Origin of the sequence: Jatrophihabitans sp. (genome assembly GCA_036399055.1) — a bacterium.
GTDB lineage: Bacteria > Actinomycetota > Actinomycetes > Mycobacteriales > Jatrophihabitantaceae > Jatrophihabitans_A.
Map to the genome: position 1 here is coordinate 1 of DASWNX010000010.1, position 17,633 is coordinate 17,633.

General features: G+C 70.4%; 21 protein-coding genes. 3 read left to right on the top strand and 18 right to left on the bottom strand.

Annotated elements, in window-relative coordinates; translation table 11 throughout:
• The 16 genes from VGB75_03030 to VGB75_03105 form a co-directional block, all read right to left on the bottom strand.
• The coding region (locus VGB75_03030; protein HEY0165993.1) for an NTP transferase domain-containing protein at positions 1 to 429 on the bottom strand (429 nt) is incomplete at its 3' end.
• Positions 430 to 432: 3 nt separating this feature from the next.
• Positions 433 to 915 carry a 6,7-dimethyl-8-ribityllumazine synthase gene (ribH, locus tag VGB75_03035; GenBank protein ID HEY0165994.1) on the bottom strand — a complete coding sequence of 161 codons (483 nt, stop codon included), beginning with the start codon at positions 913 to 915 and terminating at the stop codon, positions 433 to 435.
• Positions 916 to 1,036: 121 nt separating this feature from the next.
• The gene (locus VGB75_03040) at positions 1,037 to 2,290 is read right to left on the bottom strand and encodes a bifunctional 3,4-dihydroxy-2-butanone-4-phosphate synthase/GTP cyclohydrolase II (protein HEY0165995.1); all 1,254 of its coding nucleotides are present in this window, start codon (positions 2,288 to 2,290) and stop codon (positions 1,037 to 1,039) included.
• Position 2,291: 1 nt separating this feature from the next.
• A complete protein-coding gene (locus VGB75_03045) occupies positions 2,292 to 2,960 on the bottom strand; it encodes a riboflavin synthase (GenBank protein ID HEY0165996.1) in 669 nt (222 codons plus the stop codon).
• A 2-nt stretch (positions 2,961 to 2,962) separates the two neighbouring features.
• Positions 2,963 to 4,042: a bifunctional diaminohydroxyphosphoribosylaminopyrimidine deaminase/5-amino-6-(5-phosphoribosylamino)uracil reductase RibD gene (gene ribD / locus VGB75_03050; GenBank protein HEY0165997.1), complete on the bottom strand. Its 1,080-nt coding sequence runs from the start codon at positions 4,040 to 4,042 to the stop codon at positions 2,963 to 2,965.
• Positions 4,039 to 4,743 carry a ribulose-phosphate 3-epimerase gene (gene rpe, locus VGB75_03055; protein HEY0165998.1) on the bottom strand — a complete coding sequence of 235 codons (705 nt, stop codon included), beginning with the start codon at positions 4,741 to 4,743 and terminating at the stop codon, positions 4,039 to 4,041. Before rpe ends, ribD begins: the two co-directional genes overlap by 4 nt.
• A 53-nt stretch (positions 4,744 to 4,796) precedes the next feature.
• Positions 4,797 to 6,353 carry a transcription antitermination factor NusB gene (locus tag VGB75_03060; GenBank protein ID HEY0165999.1) on the bottom strand — a complete coding sequence of 519 codons (1,557 nt, stop codon included), beginning with the start codon at positions 6,351 to 6,353 and terminating at the stop codon, positions 4,797 to 4,799.
• Complete coding sequence (fmt, locus tag VGB75_03065; protein ID HEY0166000.1) at positions 6,346 to 7,281, bottom strand: methionyl-tRNA formyltransferase; 936 nt, start codon at positions 7,279 to 7,281, stop codon at positions 6,346 to 6,348. The genes VGB75_03060 and fmt overlap by 8 nt, the downstream gene beginning before the upstream one ends.
• Positions 7,278 to 7,841 (bottom strand): peptide deformylase, encoded by a 564-nt coding sequence (def, locus tag VGB75_03070; protein HEY0166001.1) that lies wholly within the window; start codon positions 7,839 to 7,841, stop codon positions 7,278 to 7,280. Before def ends, fmt begins: the two co-directional genes overlap by 4 nt.
• A 70-nt stretch (positions 7,842 to 7,911) precedes the next feature.
• The gene (locus VGB75_03075; protein ID HEY0166002.1) at positions 7,912 to 9,558 is read right to left on the bottom strand and encodes a cation acetate symporter; all 1,647 of its coding nucleotides are present in this window, start codon (positions 9,556 to 9,558) and stop codon (positions 7,912 to 7,914) included.
• Positions 9,555 to 9,929 carry a DUF485 domain-containing protein gene (locus tag VGB75_03080; protein ID HEY0166003.1) on the bottom strand — a complete coding sequence of 125 codons (375 nt, stop codon included), beginning with the start codon at positions 9,927 to 9,929 and terminating at the stop codon, positions 9,555 to 9,557. The genes VGB75_03075 and VGB75_03080 overlap by 4 nt, the downstream gene beginning before the upstream one ends.
• Before the next feature lie 88 nt (positions 9,930 to 10,017).
• On the bottom strand, positions 10,018 to 10,752 hold the full coding sequence (locus VGB75_03085; protein ID HEY0166004.1) for a hypothetical protein: 735 nt from the start codon (positions 10,750 to 10,752) through the stop codon (positions 10,018 to 10,020).
• A 96-nt stretch (positions 10,753 to 10,848) separates the two neighbouring features.
• Positions 10,849 to 11,898 carry a hypothetical protein gene (locus VGB75_03090; GenBank protein HEY0166005.1) on the bottom strand — a complete coding sequence of 350 codons (1,050 nt, stop codon included), beginning with the start codon at positions 11,896 to 11,898 and terminating at the stop codon, positions 10,849 to 10,851.
• Complete coding sequence (locus VGB75_03095) at positions 11,895 to 12,866, bottom strand: ABC transporter ATP-binding protein (GenBank protein HEY0166006.1); 972 nt, start codon at positions 12,864 to 12,866, stop codon at positions 11,895 to 11,897. The genes VGB75_03090 and VGB75_03095 overlap by 4 nt, the downstream gene beginning before the upstream one ends.
• A gap of 103 nt (positions 12,867 to 12,969) precedes the next feature.
• Entirely contained in the window at positions 12,970 to 13,212 is a 243-nt protein-coding gene (locus tag VGB75_03100) for a hypothetical protein (protein HEY0166007.1), read from the bottom strand.
• A 116-nt stretch (positions 13,213 to 13,328) separates the two neighbouring features.
• Complete coding sequence (locus VGB75_03105; protein HEY0166008.1) at positions 13,329 to 13,952, bottom strand: GNAT family protein; 624 nt, start codon at positions 13,950 to 13,952, stop codon at positions 13,329 to 13,331.
• A 193-nt stretch (positions 13,953 to 14,145) separates the two neighbouring features.
• On the opposite strand from VGB75_03105, the gene VGB75_03110 reads away from it, so the two are divergent.
• The 3 genes from VGB75_03110 (at position 14,146) to ligD (ending at position 16,138) form a co-directional block, all read left to right on the top strand.
• On the top strand, positions 14,146 to 14,610 hold the full coding sequence (locus tag VGB75_03110; GenBank protein ID HEY0166009.1) for a hypothetical protein: 465 nt from the start codon (positions 14,146 to 14,148) through the stop codon (positions 14,608 to 14,610).
• A gap of 66 nt (positions 14,611 to 14,676) precedes the next feature.
• The gene (locus VGB75_03115) at positions 14,677 to 15,063 is read left to right on the top strand and encodes an MmcQ/YjbR family DNA-binding protein (GenBank protein ID HEY0166010.1); all 387 of its coding nucleotides are present in this window, start codon (positions 14,677 to 14,679) and stop codon (positions 15,061 to 15,063) included.
• A 70-nt stretch (positions 15,064 to 15,133) separates the two neighbouring features.
• Positions 15,134 to 16,138 (top strand): non-homologous end-joining DNA ligase, encoded by a 1,005-nt coding sequence (gene ligD / locus VGB75_03120; GenBank protein ID HEY0166011.1) that lies wholly within the window; start codon positions 15,134 to 15,136, stop codon positions 16,136 to 16,138.
• Between the two features lie 26 nt (positions 16,139 to 16,164).
• Here the strand turns inward: ligD and VGB75_03125 are convergent, their stop codons facing one another.
• Together VGB75_03125 and VGB75_03130 are read right to left on the bottom strand one after the other, a co-directional pair.
• On the bottom strand, positions 16,165 to 16,551 hold the full coding sequence (locus VGB75_03125) for a VOC family protein (GenBank protein ID HEY0166012.1): 387 nt from the start codon (positions 16,549 to 16,551) through the stop codon (positions 16,165 to 16,167).
• 156 nt (positions 16,552 to 16,707) lie between these two features.
• Positions 16,708 to 17,633 (bottom strand): hypothetical protein (locus VGB75_03130; GenBank protein HEY0166013.1); only part of this gene is annotated, 926 nt, incomplete at its 5' end.

Sequence of the window (17,633 nt, forward strand, 5' to 3'; positions counted from 1 at the left end):
CCAGCGGCGGCTCACCAGCACCGGATGGGAGCGCTGGCCGGCCCGGCGGACCGCGACGATCTGCGCCCCTGCCCGGTGCCGCTCGATCACCGCCGCCACCTCGGCGGGCCGGACGTCGATCAGGTCCACCAGCAGCACCACGCAGGCCTGGGAGCGCGGATCGGCTGCCAGCTCGGCCAGCGCGCACCGCAGCGACGAGCCCATCCCCCGGTCCGGCTCGGGGTTGACCACCGTGCGGGCGTCCTCGGCAGCGGCCTGCCCCGGCCGCAGCACCGCCAGCACCTCGTCGCAGCCACCGGCGCGCAGCGTCCCGACGGCCCGGTCGACCAGCCGCTGGCCGCCGACGTCCAGATCGGCCTTGGGACGGCCCAGCCGGCGTCCGGCGCCGGCGGCGAGCACGATGCCGGTGACCGCCGCCGCTGTGGTCACGGGTCAGCGGCGGGGGTAGCCGGCCAGCGCGACCGCGGTGGCCAGCGCCGCCTGCGCCGCCTCGTAGCCCTTGTCCTCCTTGGACCCCGGCAGCCCGGCCCGGTCCAGCGCCTGCTCGTCGTTGTCACAGGTGAGCACCCCGAACCCGATGGGGATGCCGGTGCTGACCGATACCTGGGTCAGGCCGTCGGTCGCGGCGCTGCAGACGTACTCGAAGTGCGGCGTGCCGCCCCGGATCACCACCCCGAGGGCGACCATGGCGTCGACGCCCGAGTTCGCGACCCGGCTGGCCGCGACCGGCAGCTCGTAGGCGCCGGCCACCCGGATGACGGTGACATCGTCGACCCCGGAGTCGGCAAGCGCCCGCTCGGCGCCGGCCAGCAGGCCGTCCATCACCGTGCTGTGCCAGCGGGCGGCGATCACCACCACCTTGAGTCCGCCGGCGCCGGCCACCGCGCCGGTCTCCGGCGCTCCGTGCCCGCTCAACGCGGTGACTCGCTCTTGGCTCGATGCGCGCTCATGAACGCCAGTCTGCCCGTCGCTCGATGCTCACTCATCGTTGCCATTCGCTCCGCGCCTCGCTCGTCCCTCGCTCGATGCTCACTCATCATGGGCCGATCTTGAGCTCGGCGACTACCGCCTTCAGCGTGCCGTCTTCCAGGTCCAGCTCGTGGCCCATCCGGTCCTTCTTGGTCTGCAGGTAACGCAGGTTCTCCGGGTTGGCGTGGGTGGGCAATCGCACCGTGCCGATCACCGACAACCCGTATCCCTCCAGTCCCGCCCGCTTGGCCGGGTTGTTGGTGAGCAGCCGCATGGTCCGCACGCCGAGGTCGACCAGGATCTGCGCGCCGGTGCCGTAGTCGCGGGCGTCGGCGGGCAGGCCCAGGTCCAGGTTCGCGTCCAGGGTGTCACGGCCGGCGTCCTGCAGCTGGTAGGCCTGCAGCTTGTGGAACAGCCCGATGCCGCGGCCCTCATGGCCGCGCATGTAGAGCACCACTCCCCTGCCCTCACGGGCCACCGCGGCCAGCGAGGCGTCCAACTGCGGGCCGCAGTCACAGCGCAGCGAGCCGAAGATGTCACCGGTCAGGCATTCCGAGTGCACCCGCACCAGCAGGTCCTCGCCGTCGCCGATCTCGCCGAACACGAAGGCGACGTGCTCACGGTCGTCGTAGGAGGCGCTGTAGCCGTGCGCGGTGAACTCGCCGTAGCGCAGCGGCACCCGGGCGGTGGCCTTGCGCTCGACCAACTTCTCGAACCGGCGCCGGTAGGCGATCAGGTCGGCGATCGAGATCATCACCAGGCCGTGCTCGTCGGCGAAGGCGCGCAGCTCCGAGGACTGCGCCATTCCCGACGGGTCAGTCTCGCTGACGATCTCGCACAGCACGCCGGCCGGTCGCAGGCCCGCCAGGATGGCCAGGTCGACCGCCGCCTCGGTGTGGCCCGACCGCCGCAGCACGCCGCCCTCCTTGGCCCGCAACGGCACGATGTGACCAGGCCGGGTGAGGTCGACCGGCAGGGTGGCCGGGTCGGCCAGCAACTTGATGGTGTGGCAGCGGTCGGTGGCCGAGATGCCGGTGCTGACTCCCTCTCGGGCGTCCACGGTGACCGTGTAGGCGGTGCCCCGCTTGTCCTGGTTGGTGCGCACCATCGGCGGCAGGTCGAGCCGGTCGGCGTCGGCGTCGGTGATCGGCACGCAGATGTAGCCGGAGGTGTAGCGCACCATGAAGGCGACCAGCTCCGGGGTCGCGAGCTCGGCGGCGAAGATCAGATCGCCCTCGTTCTCGCGGTCCTCGTCGTCTACCACCACCACCGCCCGGCCGGCCGCGATCTCGGCGATCGCCTTGTGAATCGGATCCAGCATGTCAGTTGCCGCCGTTCGTGGTTGGGGGTCTCCCGTACGTGAGCAAACGTTCGATGTATTTGGCTAATACGTCTACTTCTAGGTTGACATGATCCCCGATGGCACGGTCGATAAGTGCCGTTGCGCGCAAAGTCTCTGGAATGAGGCCGACCTCGAACCAGTCACCGCCCTCGGACGCCACACCGACCGCCGCCACGGTCAGCGACACCCCGTCGACGGCGATGGACCCTTTCTCGGCGACGTAGCGGGCCAGGCCGTCCGGGATCGAGAAGCGAAAGGTCTCCCAGGCCTCGCCCGGAGTGCGGGCCAGCACCACGGCCGTGCCGTCCACGTGGCCCTGGACGATATGACCGTCCAGCCGGCTGTCCAACCGGGCGGCGCGTTCCAGGTTCACCCGGCTGCCGGCGCTCAGATCACCGATGACACTGCGTTGCAGGGTCTCGGCCATCACGTCGAAGTCCAGCTCCAGCAGGGTGGAGTCAGCGGCCTGGTCCGGGCCTGGGACGGGATGCTGGCCGATCACGGTCAGGCAGACCCCGTTGACCGCGATCGAGGCGCCGTGGGTGACGTCCTGCCCGACGGCGCCGGCGCGGACGCGCAACACCGCCGAAGCGGTCGACGAGGCGAGCTGGACGACCTCGCCGACTTCTTCGATGATCCCGGTGAACATCGCTAATCCTTTCGCGGCGCTGGTTCGACCGCATTCGCCGCGACCGGGGTTGCGATGATCTTGAGGTCATCTCCCAGTCGCTGCACGTCTTGAATGTCGAGTGAGACGGCCTGGGATATGGTCTTTATTCCTGCATCCTGCAGCACTGCCAGTCCCGCGCCCAGCAGCTTCGGGGCGATATAGGCCACCACCTGGTCCACCAGCCGGGCCTCCAGGAAGGCGCCGGCCAGCGTCGGGCCGCCCTCGAGCAGGACGTGGCGGACGCCTCGGTCGAACAGCGCCTTCAACGCGAACCGCGGCACTGCCGTGTCGAGCACCAGCGTCTCGGCCGTCTCGTCGAAGACCCGCGCCTCGGGCGGCACCCGGCGCCGGCGGTCCATCACCACCCGCAGCGGCTGCCGTTCGGCCAACTCATCGGCCGCCATGCCCCGGACTCCCCGCACGGTGAGCTGGGGGTCATCCATCAACACGGTCCCGCTGCCCACCAGGACCGCGTCGACCACGTCGCGCAGAGCGTGCACGTCGGCCCGTGAGAGTGGGTTGCTCACCCAGCGCGAAGTGCCGTCCTCGGCCGCGCTGCGACCGTCGAGGGTGCCGGCGAACTTCCAGGTCACGAACGGCCGCGCCTGGGTGACCGCGTGCCGCCACGGGCCGAGCGCGCCGCGCAGCACCTGGGCTTCCTCCACCCCGGCCAGCACCTGCAAGCCGGCCTCACGCAACCGCTGGGCGCCGCCGGCGGCCACCGGGTTGGGATCGTCCACGGCGTAGAGGACTCGGGCGATGCCGGCCCCGATCACCGCCTCGGTGCAGGGCCCGGTGCGGCCCAGGTGATTGCACGGCTCGAGCGTGACCACCAGCGTGCCCCCGACGGCCCGGCTGCCGGCCTTCTGCAGCGCCATCACCTCGGCGTGCGCCTGGCCGGCCGGCTGAGTCGCGCCCTCGCCGACGATCCGGCCCTCCGAATCGAGCACCACCGCGCCGACCGGCGGGTTCGGACTGGTCCGGCCGGCGACTCGGGTGGCGAGGTCAGCGGCCAGCCCGATCGCGGTGATCTCGGCGTCGGTGGGCTGCGTCAGGGTCATAGCCGACCGGCCGCGTGGGCACAGCGCGCCATGCCGGCCCGGGCCTGCTGGCGCAGCCGTTGGACGGCCAGGCCCGGCTCAGCCGCCTCGTACACCGCAGAGCCGGCGACGAAGACGTCCACTCCTGCCTCGGCAGCCTGTTCGATGGTGTCGTCGCTGATGCCGCCGTCGATCTCGATGAACAACCGCAGGTGGCCGGAGTCGACGTGCCTGCGGGCGGTCCGGACCTTGCTCAGCACCTCGGGCATGAAGCTCTGACCGCCGAAGCCGGGCTCGACCGACATCACCAGCAGCGTGTCGAACTCCTTGAGCACCTGCAGGTAGGGCTCGATCGCGGTGCCCGGCTTGATCGCCAGGCCCGCCAGCGCGCCGGCTGACCGGATCGTCCGGGCGAGGCCGGCCACGTCCCGGGCGGCCTCGGCGTGGAAGGTCACGTTCGCGGCGCCGGCTTCGGCGTACCCCGGGGCCCACCGGTCGGGGTCCTCGATCATCAGGTGGCAGTCCAGCGGCAGGTCGGTGGCCCGGAGCAAGCTCTTGACCACCGGCAGGCCCAGCGTCAGGTTCGGCACGAAGTGGTTGTCCATCACGTCCACGTGCAGCCAGTCGGCCTGGGACACCGCCTCAGCCGCGGCGCCCAGGTGGGCGAAGTCCGCCGAGAGGATGCTCGGAGCGATCATGGGTTCTGGGGCAGAAGCGGGCACACGCGAAGTCTAGGTGCCTGCCTTGGCGCCCAGCAGCCACGGCGTGGGCCACCTCACCCGGTGCGGCGCAGCGCGGCGAAGAACATCGCGTCGGTGCCGTGCCGGTGCGGCCACAGCTGCACCATGGGCGAGCCGTCGGCGCCGGGCGCCTGCGCGAACGCCGGCCGGGCGTCGACCAGCTCGACGTCGCCGCGCTCGGCCAGCAGCCGCTCGATCTGGCGCCGGGTCTCATCCAGGTGCGGCGAGCAGGTCACGTAGCCGACCAGCCCGCCGGGACGCACCAGCCGCAGCGCGGTGGCCAGCAGCTCGGCCTGCAACGAGAGCAGCTCCGGCAGGTCCGCCGGGGTGCGACGCCAGCGCGCCTCGGGCCGCCGGCGAAGTGCGCCCAGGCCGGTGCACGGGGCGTCCAGCAGCACCCGGTCATAGCCGCGCTCATCAGGCTCCCGCTTGCGCGAGTCGCCCACCAGGATCTCGACGTCCCAACCCTCGACAGCCCGGGCGATCAGCTCGGCCCGGTGCGGGTGCAGCTCCTGGGCGGTGAGCCTGGCGCCCCGGCCGGCAGCCAGCGCCGCCAGCAGCGCGGCCTTGCCGCCGGGCCCGGCGCACAGGTCCAGCCACCGCTCGTCCGGGCCGTCCAAGGGCAGGGTGGCCAGCGCCACGGCGCACAGCTGGCTGCCCTCGTCCTGCACACCTGCCAGGCGCCGCTGGATGGCGGCCAGCGCGGCCGGCTCACCCCCGGAGCTCAGCCGCACGGCGTAGGGCGAGTAGGGCCCGGCTTCGCCGCCGGCCTCGGCAGCCAGCTCAGCGCGCGAGATCCGGCCGGGCCAGCTGACCAGGTGGGTCTCGGGCCGCTCGTCGTCGGCTGCCAGCGCGGCTGGCAGCTCGGACTCCTGCTCGCCCAGGGCCTCGGCGAAGGCTGCCACGATCCAGCCGGGATGGCTGTAGCGCAGCGCCAGCCTGCCCAGTGGCGAGGCGCCCTCGGCGATCTGGTCACACCAGCCGTCGAAATCCCGGGCGCTGACCTTGCGCAGCACCGCGTTGACGAAGCCAGCCGCCCGGACGTTGCCGGTGGCTCGGGCCAGGTCGACGGTGGTGGCCACCGCCGCGTGGGTCGGCACCCGGGTGCGCAGCAGTTGGTAGGCGCCCAGGCGCAACAGGTTCAGCACCGGGGTCTCGATGTCGGCGAGGTCGCGGCTGGCGCACCGGCGCAGGATCTCATCGAGGGTGCCGGTGGCTCGCAGCGTGCCGTAACCCAGCTCGGTGGCCAGCGCCGCGTCGCGGCCGGTCAGGCCGGCCTCGCTGAGCTGCCGGGGCAGCACCAGGTTGGCGTAGGCGTCCAGCTCGCTGACTGCCTGCAGCACCGCGAAGGCCGCCGCCCGGGGGGCGTCGGGCGCTCCCGGACGCGCTGCGCGATCGGGCTCGACAGCTGCCGGCGGGTCGCCGGCGGGGCGGATGTTCTGCGAGCGACCGCTGCGCGCCCGGGCCGGGTCAGACCTGCTGCCGTGCCTGCGCTGGGGCTGCGATGACCGGGCCGGGTCAGACCTGCTGCCCTGCCGCCGCTCGCGGGGATTGGGGTCGTTGGGGTTGCCGGGAGTGTGGTTCTCAGCCAAGTCGAACACCTGATTCCAACCGTAGTCCGCGCGCCCAGTCGGCGGCCGGCATCGAGTTCTTGCCGGCCGGCTGCACCCAGCCGAGCCGGAGGGGGTCGGTGGCGGTGCCCACCAGCACCGCGCTCTTGCTGATCAGCAGCTCGCCAGCGGCGACCGGCGCGTCCACCGGCGCAGCCACCGCCGCCACCGGGCCCAGCTTGAGCCGGCTGTCCCGGAAGGGCGTCCAGGCGCCCGGCTCGGGGGTGCAGGCCCGGATCCGGCGGTCCACTGCCAGGGCGGGTAGGCCGAAGTCGATCCGGGCATCGGCGACGGTCAGCTTCGGCGCGTAGGAGACCCCGTCGCCGGGCTGGGGCTGGGGTCGCACCGAGCCGTCGGCGATGCCGTCCAGGGTCGCCACCAGCAACGGGGCGCCCGCCTCGGCCAGCCTGGCCAGCAGGTCACCGCTGGTGTCACCGGGCCGCACCCGTTCGGTCAGCACCCCGAATACCGGTCCGTCGTCCAGGCCCGGTCCGATCAGGAACGTCGACGCGCCGGTGGTGTCGTCACCATGCAGGAGGGCGTGCTGCACCGGAGCCGCGCCTCGCCAGGCCGGCAGCAGCGAGAAGTGCAGGTTGACCCAGCCGTGCCGCGGCAAGCTCAGCGCCGGCTCGCGCAGCAGCGCGCCGTAGGCCACCACCGGAGCGCAGTCGACGTTCAGCTCCTCCAGCCGCCGCACGAAGTCGGCCTCCGTCGGCTTGTCCGGGCTGAGCACCTCGACTCCGGCCTGCTCGGCCAGCTCGGCCACCGGCGACCGGCTCAGCCGCCGGCCTCGTCCGGACCGGGCCTGCGGGCGGGTCAGCACCGCGACCACCTCGTGCACGGGGTGCTCCAGCAGCGCGCGCAGTGACGGCACCGCGACCTCAGGCGTTCCAGCGAACAGCAACCTCACCGAGGTTGGCCGAACACGCCGGGACGGCCCCCGTGCGGGCTGAGCTTGACCACCGGCGGCGCGAGGCCGGCCCACTCGGCATTGCGGATCTCGGCCAGCGCCGCCCGGCGGGTCTGCGGGTCGAGCCGGTCGACGAACAGCACTCCGTCGAGGTGGTCGGTCTCGTGCTGGATGCAGCGTGAGAGCCGGTCGGTGCCGACCACGGTGATCGGATCGCCATAGCTGTTCTGGCCGTGCGCCACGACATGCTCGGCCCGTTTGCAGTCGAAGAACAGGCCCGGGATCGACAGGCACCCCTCGGGGCCTTCCTGGGTCTCATCGGAGGGGAAGTGCAGCACCGGATTGATCAGGTGGCCCTGCTCCTCCTCCGAGACCCGGTAGGTGAACACCCGAAGCCCCACCCCGATCTGGGGCGCGGCCAGACCAGCGCCCGGGGCGTCGTTCATGGTCTCGGTGAGGTCGGCGACCAGCCTGCGCAACTCCTTGTCGAACACCGTCACCGGGTCGGCCGGAGTGCGCAGCACTGGGTCGCCGAAGAGGCGAATCGGTTGAACGGTCACCTGTCCATTCTAGGGAGGGGAGGAAACCGGGCTCCTCCCGCGCGGTGCCGGTGCGCCGAGTCCTGCCACCTCAGTGCTCGACGGTCGCCTTCTCGGCGCCCGCGCCGGTGAGCGAGCGGACCTCCATCTCGGCCGCCTTCGCAGCCGTCGAGCGGTCACGGCTGCTGAGCGTCCCGATGACCGCGAGCAGGAACGACAGCGGGATGGTGACGATGCCCGGATTGTCGAGCCCGAACCAGTGGAAGTCGACCGACGGGTCGGTGAACATCGACGCGCTCTTGCCGGTCACCGGGTCGGCAGGCTTGCCCGACACGACCGGCGAGAAGACGATCAACACCAGGCATGAGAGCAGGCCGCCGTAGATGCTGAACAGCGCGCCGCGGGTGTTGAACCGCCGCCAGAACAGCGAGAACACGATCGTCGGCAGGTTGGCACTGGCCGCGATGGCGAAGGCGAGCGCCACGAGGAACGCGATGTTCTGGCCATTGGCCAGGATGCCGCCGATGATGGCGATGACCCCGATGACGACAGCCGTCACCCGCGCGACGCGGACCTCGCCTTCGCTGGTGACCTGCCCGCGCTTGATGACGTTGTTGTAGACGTCGTGTGCGAACGACGCGCTGGCCGTGATCGTCAGACCGGCCACCACGGCGAGGATGGTCGCGAACGCGACGGCGGCGATGACGCCGAGCAGCACCGTCCCGCCGAGCTCGAAGGCGAGCAGCGGAGCCGCCGAGTTGGCCTTGCCAGGCGCGGCCGCGATCGCCTTCGGACCGACGATGGCGCCGGCGCCGAAGCCGAGGACGAGCGTGAACAGGTAGAAGATGCCGATCAGCCAGATCGCCCATACGACCGAGCGGCGGGCCTCCCTGGCCGAGGGCACCGTGTAGAAGCGCATCAGGACGTGCGGCAGGCCCGCCGTCCCCAGCACCAGCGCCAGGCCGAGCGAGAGGAAGTCCAACTTGGTCAAGCTGCTCTTGCCGTACTGCGCGCCGGGGTCGAGCAGCTTCGAGCCCGTCGGGCCGGCCCTGTCAACGGATGCGCCGAGCAGCTCGGACAGGTTGAAGCCGTACTTGGCCAGCACCCACACGAACATGACCGCGGCGCCGACGATGAGCAGCCCGGCCTTGATGATCTGCACCCAGGTCGTGCCGCGCATGCCGCCGACGAGGACGTAGGCGATCATGAGGACGCCGACGATCGCGATGACGAAGCCCTGGCCGGTCTTGGTGTCCACGCCGAGCAGTAGCGCGACGAGACCACCGGCGCCGGCCATCTGCGCCAGCAGGTAGAAGAACGTGACGATGAGCGTCGACAGGCCGGCCGCCGTCCGCACCGGCCGCTCCGCGAGCCGGAAGGACAGGACGTCGGCCATCGTGAACCGGCCGGTGTTGCGCAGCAGCTCGGCGACGAGCAGCAAAGCGACGAGCCAGGCGACGAGGAAGCCGATCGAGTAGAGGAACCCGTCGTAGCCGTAGAGCGCGACGGCCCCGGCGATGCCGAGGAAGCTCGCCGCCGACAGGTAGTCACCAGCCAGCGCGACGCCGTTCTGGGGGCCGGTGAAATTGCGCCCGCCCGCGTAGAACTCGTTCGCACCGGCCTGGCGGCGCGAGACCCGCAGGACGATGACGAGCGTGATGACGACGAAGGCGGCGAAGATCGAGATGTTGACGGCCGGCGAGCCGAGGTCCTCGGCGGCCAGCAGCGCGGGGCTCATCGGGCGTCTCCGGTCAGGTGGACGCGGCGGGCGAGCTCGGCGGCGGCCGGGTCGAACCGGCGGTCGGCCCACCGGGCGTACACGGTCGTGATGGCGAAGGTCGACACGAACTGCAGCAGGCCGATGATCAAGCCGAGGTGGATGTTGCCGAACACCTCGATGCCCATGAAGTCGGTGGCGTAGATCGAGAGCAGGACGAAGAGCAGGTACCACGCGAGGAACAACGCGGCCATCGGGAAGACGAAGCGGCGGAAGGTCCGGCGCAACGCCTCGAACTCGGGCGAGTCGGCGACCTCGAGGTAACTGCCGACCGGATGGTCGACTTCGCTGTTCGGGGGTGTGGGATCAGGGCTGCGCCTGGACGTTGTCATCGGTCTCCTTCACCATCCGCTATGAGCCGGCTCACAGAACTGCACCATAGCGCTGTGAGCAAGCTCCCGCGGTGGACACCCCGGTCGCCTAGCCCGGTCCGTTCCCCGAGGGTTGCCCGTCGGCGGCGATCGTGATCTCGGTCTGGCGCACCAGGGTGCCCAGGACGGCGCGTTGCTCAGGCGCCAGGTTGAGCAACGCGCTGAACTCCGCGCTGGACATCCGCAGCCCGGCACTGCGGCCGGCGTCCGGCGCGGCGGCGCCCGACCCGGCGGCTTTGAAGCCCACGGCGGACGGACCCGTGACGGGTGACCCCGGCCGGCCCCCACCGGCCGGGCCGAAGCGCTGCTCGAGCAAGGTCTCGACCTCGGCGGCGGTGCGCGGGTCCTCGGCTCCCCAGCCGGAGATGATCGCGACCACGTCGCGGGGTATCCGCAGAAAGGCCGCCACCTGCGCCACCAGAAGCTCGACGTCGGGCAGCGCACGCCGCTCCTCGACCTTGGTCAGCCGGTAGCTGGCATCAAGCTCCTCATGCGCGGCCAGCACGAACTCGGTGCGCGACATCCGCATCAGCAGTTCGATCGTGGCCTCGACATCGCCCTGCCGCAGCGCGACCCACACCGCGGCCGGCAGCAGGTCGGCGACGTCGACACCGTCCACAGCAGTCGCCGCGAAGGCCTCTTCCAGCAGCTCGCCGCCCGCGCGGGCCTCGCGTCCCCTGGCGAACAGCGCCAGCACGGCGACCGGTGATCGGGCAGCCGTCAGCGCCGCGTCGTACTCACGTAGCCGTTCGCGCCGCAGTTCGTCCTTCGTCGCCTGAGCCATGCGGCCCAGTCTGCCCGCCGAGACCGGTGATCGGGCGCATGCGAACGCCCCGCGGGTCAGGCGGGTCGCCGCCGGTCAGCTGAGCTGAGCCAGCGGTCAGCTGAGGTCCCGGCGGGCGAACACCGTCAGCGCCGCCACTGTCGCCACGCCCGCGAACACCAGCAGCATCACCCCGCCGTGGGCGTTGGAGATGTGAATCTGCTGGGGCAGCACGTATCCCTCCGCCTGGTTGTACAGCTGCTTGCCCTGCACGGTGATGCCCGAACTCACAATCCAAGCCGCAAGGTTGGTCGTGAACAGGTAGGGCTGCAGGTTCGGGTTCAGCGCCCGGATCACGTTCTCGACCACGGCGAAGTAGACGAACGCCACCCCCAACGCCGCCGCCGAGTTGCGCATCAGGCTGGCCAGGCTGAAGCCGATCAGCCCGGTGATGAGCACCAGCAAGGCTGCCCGGAGTTGGGCGTTGACCACATGGGACCAGAAGTGCTCAGCCTGCGGCCCGAGCGAGGACACCGGCAGGCCTCGGTAGTGCAGCAGCAGCTTGGCGGTGCCGAACCACACGGCCTGAGCCAGCACCGCCAGGATTAGCACCGCGGTGAGCACGGCCAGCAGCTTGGCAGCCATCACCCGCAGCCGTCGGGGTTCCCAGAACAGCCAGGCGATCAGGTTCTTGCTCGACCACTCCGCGCCGACGAACGTCGCCGCCAGCAAGAAAGCCAGCATGGCGGTCGCCACCCCCACCGCCAGCGCGAAGTCCTCCACCTCGCTGGGTGGGAACGGTGTGGTGCTCAGGAACTGATCGATCGGAAACTGCTCCGGCGTCGGCGGCGAGCCGCAGTTCAGCGCCTCCTGCTCGTTGGCCGCGCTTTTCCTGCACTGCTCGGTCTCGGCAGTGAACTGGACGATCAGCTGATCGCGTTGCGCGGTGGCCTGGGCGATGTCGGCGGCGCTGGTCCGGTTATGGGTATGCCAGAGAAGGGCTACCGCGATCAGGTAACCGATCATGCTCAGACCCAGCGCGACTCGGGTGAACCGGCGGGCCGCCAGCCGGTGGAACTCGGCGCGCAGCAGCCGCGTGAAGGCCGGCGCCGAGGTGCGCGGACCGGTCTGAGAGACCGGAGCAGCCGTGTCCCGCCCGGTCGTCACGAGCGAGCTCCTGCCACCGGCGGGGCTTCTGCCACCGGCGGGGTCCCCGCCGCCGGGTGAGTGGACTCGGCGGTCAACTCCAGGAACACGCTCTCCAGGTCGGCCGCGATCGGGCTCAGCTCCTGCAGATAATGCCCGGCGTCGCTGAGCGCCTTCGTCACCGCGGCCGGGTCATCGACTCCGCTGACCCGCCAGGCGTCTGCCAGCGAGGTCACCGTGAAGCCGGCCCGTTCCAGGACGGCGCGCCCGGCGGCCGGATCGGCCAGCCGGACCCGGACGTCGCCGGTGGTCTGCGAGGCGAGCAGGTCCGCGACCGAGCCGGTGCTGATGACCTGTCCGTGCGACATGATCGCCACCCGGTCGCACACCTGCTGCACCTCGCCGAGTTGATGCGAGGACAGCAGCACCGTCACCCCGCTGGCGCCGAGTTCGACGATGAGCTCGCGGACTTCGCGGATGCCGGCCGCGTCCAGGCCGTTGCCCGGCTCGTCCAGGATGAGCAGCTCCGGGTTCTTCAACAGCGCGGCCGCGATGCCCAGGCGCTGCTTCATGCCCAGCGAGTAACCCTTGACCCGGTCGCCGGCCCGTGCGGTCAACCCGACGAAGTCCAGCAGCTCATCGACCCGTCGGGGGGCGATGGCACTGGCTTGGGCGAGCAGGTCGAGGTTGCGGCGGCCGGTGAACTGGGGAAAGAACAGCGGGGTCTCGACCAGGGCGCCGATCCGGCCGATCACCTGCGGCAGCTGTGCGGGCACCGGCTGGCCGAGCATCCGCATGCTGCCCGAGTCGGCGCGCACCAGGCCCAGCAGCAACCGGATGGTGGTGGTCTTGCCGGAGCCGTTGGGCCCGAGAAAGCCGAACACGCCACCGGCCTCGACGTCGAGGTTCAGGCCCCGGACGGCGTGCTCGGCGGGCTTGCGCCAGCGGCGGTAGGTCTTGTGCGCCTCGCGGATCTCGACGACCGGCATAGCCACCCCCTTGTTCGGGGGGTGACTATGCCGGATTCAGCTACCGACGGTGGGATGTCTGACCAGAGCGCACACTCATGCCGCGTACCCGCTCAAGCGGGCCTCAGGTCATCGCCGGCCCGGCCTGCTCCGTGCCGCTGATGTCCCTGAGCAGGTCGTGACAGCGCTTGGCCCGCTCCGAGTCCTGCTGCATGACCTCGCGGAAGAAGTCCGCGATGTCCTCGCGGCCGGCGTTGGAGGCGTCTCGGACGTACTGGCCGTAGTCGTGGCCGGCTTTCAGGGAGTGGTACTGCAGCGAGATCAGGTCGAAGGAGACATCGTCGAATCCGGTTTCACCGGTGGCCATGCGAACACCTCACTTGCTCGGTTCGCGGTGCAGAGCGCCGTCATTCGCGTGGTGCACCGCGAAGAGATGACGGTTTGCTCTGTCGCGTCCAGCATCTTTGGCGCCAGCAGCGGCTGTCAAGACTGCTCCTGCGCATCCGCTGGGCCTGCCTCACGAGCCGGGGCTTCGAGGTCGGCGCCCGCGCCTGGCCTGGGGTCGGTGCTGAGCACCGACATCACGAACTCGTCGTGCCACTGCCCATCCCAGCGCAGCGCGTGGCGAAGCCGGCCCTCCAACTGGAACCCGCACTTCTCATAGACCCGGCGGGCCCGGGGGTTGAACTCGAAGACGCCCAGGCTGACCCGGTGCAGGCCGGCGACGTCGAAGGCGTAGTCGAGGACCAGCCGGGTCGCCTCGGTGCCGTGTCCCTTGCCGAACGCCAGCGGGCCGGCCAGCCAGATCCGGTAGTTGACCGAGGCGTTGTCGGTGTCGAGGTCGTTGAGCACGGCCTCACCGAGAAAGGCGCCGTCGGATCGGCGCAGCACCGCCCAGTCGGCGCGGTCGTGCTGCTGCGCTCGGGTGCTCAGCCACTGCCGCACCTGCTCCCGGTCCAGCGACCCGTGGCTGCCGGTCAACCGCGAGAGCTCAGGATCGGCCAGGCCGAGGAGGTAGTCCTCCAGCACCGAGGCGGTCAACGGCTCGAGCCGGACCAGCTCGCCGGTCAGGACCGGCTGGTCGCGAAACAGGGCAGGACCGATCACAGGGGCCATCTTCCTCGGAGCGAACCCACTGCGCAGCAGAGCACCTGTCTCGTGATACCTCGTCACGATGTGAGCAACATCAGCATCCAGGGCATTGCATACTTAATGAGGATGAGTAATGGTCGTTTAAAGCTGATCACGAAGTGCCAGGTCGTGCTCGGCTCCGTCGCCTAGTCTCCACGGGGGAACCATCATGCGCGCATTCCTGTCCAGCCTTGTCGCCGCCTGCGCGGCGGTGTTGTTGTTCGCGCCCACCGCCGCGAACGCCGAGCCGGTGTCTCGCCTCAAGATCGAGCCCAGGACCAGCGCGTTCTACCAGTACGACGGCAGCCCCACCGGCACCGGTCCGGAGCTTGACGCAGTGAGGGTGCAGGTCCAGCTGCGCGACTGCCCCGCCGGCAATTACGTGCTCTGGATGGATCTCGTTCAGGACGGCGTCAGCTACCCGGTGGCCTCGACCGCCCTGGGCGTCGGTGAGTTCAGCTGCTCCGCCACCGACAGCGCCCCGCGATTGAGCATGGGCTTCTACGGCAACGGCCTGCACCCGGGCACCGCTCAGGTCATCGCCACCGTTTACCGGCAGGAGGACGGCATGCCGGTCCTGGTGGAGAGCACCCGCACGGTGCGCATCCCGGCCGGGGTGAACAACCAGCCCTGAGGCACTGACAGCGCCCGGTGAGCATCTTCGGGTCGCTTCTCAATGCCACAGGCCTACGGTGGAGCCATGCTGACGCTGGAAGACGCCGCCCGGCTGGCGCTGGAACTGCCAGAGGTGACCGAGGGCGAGCGGTACGGCAACCGGACCTGGCAGGTCCACGGCAAGGCCTTCGCCTGGGAACGGCCGTTCAGCAAGGCCGACCTCAAGCGGTTCGGCGAGGTGGCGCCACCGAACGGGCCGATCCTCGCGGTGAAAGTCGCCGACCTGAGCGAGAAAGAAGCTGTGCTGGCGGCGAGCCTGGCCGGCTTCTTCACGATCCCGCATTTCGACGGCTTTCCCGCCGTGCTCATCCAACTCGACAAGGTGAGCAAGAAGGCGCTGCGCGAGGCTGTCGTCGACGGCTGGCTGGCCTGTGCCCCGCGGGCGCTGGCCGAGCAGTACCTCACGTCATAGCGGGGCGTCGGAAGCCGCGTCGGAAAGCCACCGCGACGGCCAGCCTGGCCGGTGGGTGCAGGATGGGCGGATGAGCAAGGACGACATTCGCGACGGCGTGCCGCTGACGAACCTCGATCAGCCGTTGTTCGAGGGCGCGGGCGCCACCAAGCGGGAGTTCGTGGACTACCTCGACGCGGTCGCCGACCGGATGCTGCCGGGCTTGCGGGCCCGGCCGCTGTCGGTGGTGCGCATCCTGCGGGGCCAGGAGGCGTTCATGCAGAAGAACGTCCCCAAGTACACCCCGGAGTGGGTGAAGACCGTGCCGGTGTGGGCTGAGGCCTCCAAGCGTGAGATCTCCTACGCGCTGTGCGATGACCGCCCCACGCTGCTCTGGTTCGCCAACCAGCGCGCGGTGGAGTACCACCCGACGCTGTACCGGATCGACCAGCGCGACCGCCCGACGCATCTGGTGCTCGACATCGACCCGCCAGAGGGGGCAGCGTTTCGCCTGGCCCTGCAGGCGGCCCTGTTGGTGCGCCAGGCGCTGGCCGACGCGGGAATGCAGGGCGCGGTCAAGACCAGTGGCGCCAAGGGCGTGCACGTCCTGGTCCCGGTCGCCGACGCGACGACAGAGGAGGTGGCCGCCGCGACCCGCGCCCTGGCGGTGCGCGCCGAGCGCCTGGACCCAGAGCTGGCCACCACCGCGTTCGTCCGGGATGAGCGCGAGGGAAAGGTGTTCCTCGACTCGACCCGCGCCGGCGGCGCGACGGTGGTGGCGGCGTACAGCCCGCGGCTGCGGCCAGGGGTGCCGGTGTCCTACCCGCTGTCCTGGGATGAGCTTGACGGCGTCGAGCCCGGCGACTTCACGGTGCACACCGCGTTGGCCCTGATGGCAGAGGCCGATCCGTGGGCGGACCGGATGCCTGAGCCACAGCCGTTGAACGCCGCGCTCGTCGAAGAGGGCCGACTGATTCCGGTCGCCCGGGTGGCCGCGATGCACGAGGGCAAGCGACGGGCACGCGCCCGCCGGGAGTCGGCAGCTTCGGCTGGGAAAGCCGGCGCTGCCGATCAGCCACCCGACACCTCCGAATGACCGGCGGCGGCCTGACCGGCGTGTGATCAGGAGGCCGGCCTCATGCGCGCCGGCAGCTCCTGCAAAATCCAGCCGTTGCCGTCAGGGTCGTCGAAGGTCACGAACGAGCCCCACGGCTGGACGTCGACCTCGCTGGCCTGCACACCGTGCTCAAGCAGATGCTGGCGGGCGGCCGCGGCATCTGGCACCACCACCTGCACACCCCGTTGGGTGCCCGGCTGCATCTGGGTGATGCCCGTGCCGAACGCGATGGAGCAGGCCGACCCGGGCGGGGTCAGCTGCACGAAGCGCAGCTGCTCGTTGACCTGTTGGTCGTGGTCGGCGTGAAAGCCGACCTGGTCGACGTAGAACGCCTTGGCGCGGTCGACGTCGGTCACCGGGATGAATATCAGCTCGATCTTCCAGTCGTCCATGACGCGAATCTAGGACAGGGGTATGACAACTGCCGGCGCATCAAGTCCGGCCACGGCTGATGGCCAGGCGCCGGCCCGGCTCACGCGCCCCGCGCGAGCCGGGCCGATGCCAGAGGTCAGCGGGCTGATGCAGAGGTCAGCGGGCTGATGCAGAGGTCAGGCCGTGGGTTCGAGCCCGGGCCGGTCGTCGAACAGCTGCACCCAGCGGCCGTCGAACCCGCCGTTCGCGGCGGTGTACCACGCGCCGCGCAGCCAATCGCCGTTCTCCTCGGTGCCGTCGGTGTCGACCGTTCCGTCATGGACGAAGTAGTCGTGCTGCCACCAGTAGGAGTTGGGCGAGTCGTAGCGTCCGCTGGCCATCTGGCGGGTCCAGCTGGAGTTGTCGGTGCCAACCCCCTCATAGCCCTTGAAGTCGTCACTGTCGGAGGGCCAATCCTCATCCGCCTCGGCGGAGTACGCGCCGTAGAACCAGTCCTTGAGCAGTTGCCCGTTGCGGCTGCCGTCCAGATCGGATTTCCCGTTGTCACGGGCCCGGGTGTGGAAGCGCTGACGCCCGACGGGCACCTCGGTCGCTCCTACCTCGTTCACGACCGGCGACTCCAGCACTATGTCGCCCGCCGTGGTCGACAGCCAGTGCGTGGACCAGGCAGGGTTGCCGGACCAGTGGCTCAGGGTGATGTCGGCAAGGTCCTGCAGCTCGTAGGTGAGCCGCTTCGTCTGGTACCAGGCGATGGTCTGCTCGTTGTCGTACCCGGTGAACAACGTGGAGGCGTTGGAGAAGTTGAGCGGCTTCGCGCCCCAGGCGTTCACCGCGGCCGACGATGACTGCGGAACGAAGATGTAGTGGACGTTCTTGTCCTCGTCCTTGCCGCTGATCTCCACCTCGGCTTGGTTGGTCGAGGGTTGGCTGATGAGCGAGCTGTAGGTGTCGTTGGAGTACCGCAGCTCGTGCGCGTGGGTGGCCGTGACGTCGCCCGCCTCGTCGGCCTGCCAGATCATCAGGTGCTTGCCGGTCGCGGTGTTCATGAAGTTGAACCCGGAGTCGCCGCGCTTGCGGATGATGTCCTCGCTGTGGTGGGTGA

What these genes read in the sequence shown, in the direction of transcription:
- VGB75_03080 (HEY0166003.1), bottom strand. Translation starts at nt 9,929, where the DNA reads ATGACAACGTCCAGGCGCAGCCCTGATCCCACACCCCCGAACAGCGAA.
- VGB75_03115 (HEY0166010.1), top strand. Translation starts at nt 14,677, where the DNA reads ATGCTGACGCTGGAAGACGCCGCCCGGCTGGCGCTGGAACTGCCAGAG.
- VGB75_03040 (HEY0165995.1), bottom strand. Translation starts at nt 2,290, where the DNA reads ATGCTGGATCCGATTCACAAGGCGATCGCCGAGATCGCGGCCGGCCGG.
- VGB75_03125 (HEY0166012.1), bottom strand. Translation starts at nt 16,551, where the DNA reads ATGGACGACTGGAAGATCGAGCTGATATTCATCCCGGTGACCGACGTC.
- VGB75_03085 (HEY0166004.1), bottom strand. Translation starts at nt 10,752, where the DNA reads ATGGCTCAGGCGACGAAGGACGAACTGCGGCGCGAACGGCTACGTGAG.
- VGB75_03095 (HEY0166006.1), bottom strand. Translation starts at nt 12,866, where the DNA reads ATGCCGGTCGTCGAGATCCGCGAGGCGCACAAGACCTACCGCCGCTGG.
- ribD (HEY0165997.1), bottom strand. Translation starts at nt 4,042, where the DNA reads ATGACCCTGACGCAGCCCACCGACGCCGAGATCACCGCGATCGGGCTG.
- VGB75_03045 (HEY0165996.1), bottom strand. Translation starts at nt 2,960, where the DNA reads ATGTTCACCGGGATCATCGAAGAAGTCGGCGAGGTCGTCCAGCTCGCC.
- ligD (HEY0166011.1), top strand. Translation starts at nt 15,134, where the DNA reads ATGAGCAAGGACGACATTCGCGACGGCGTGCCGCTGACGAACCTCGAT.
- VGB75_03110 (HEY0166009.1), top strand. Translation starts at nt 14,146, where the DNA reads ATGCGCGCATTCCTGTCCAGCCTTGTCGCCGCCTGCGCGGCGGTGTTG.
- VGB75_03075 (HEY0166002.1), bottom strand. Translation starts at nt 9,558, where the DNA reads ATGAGCCCCGCGCTGCTGGCCGCCGAGGACCTCGGCTCGCCGGCCGTC.
- VGB75_03100 (HEY0166007.1), bottom strand. Translation starts at nt 13,212, where the DNA reads ATGGCCACCGGTGAAACCGGATTCGACGATGTCTCCTTCGACCTGATC.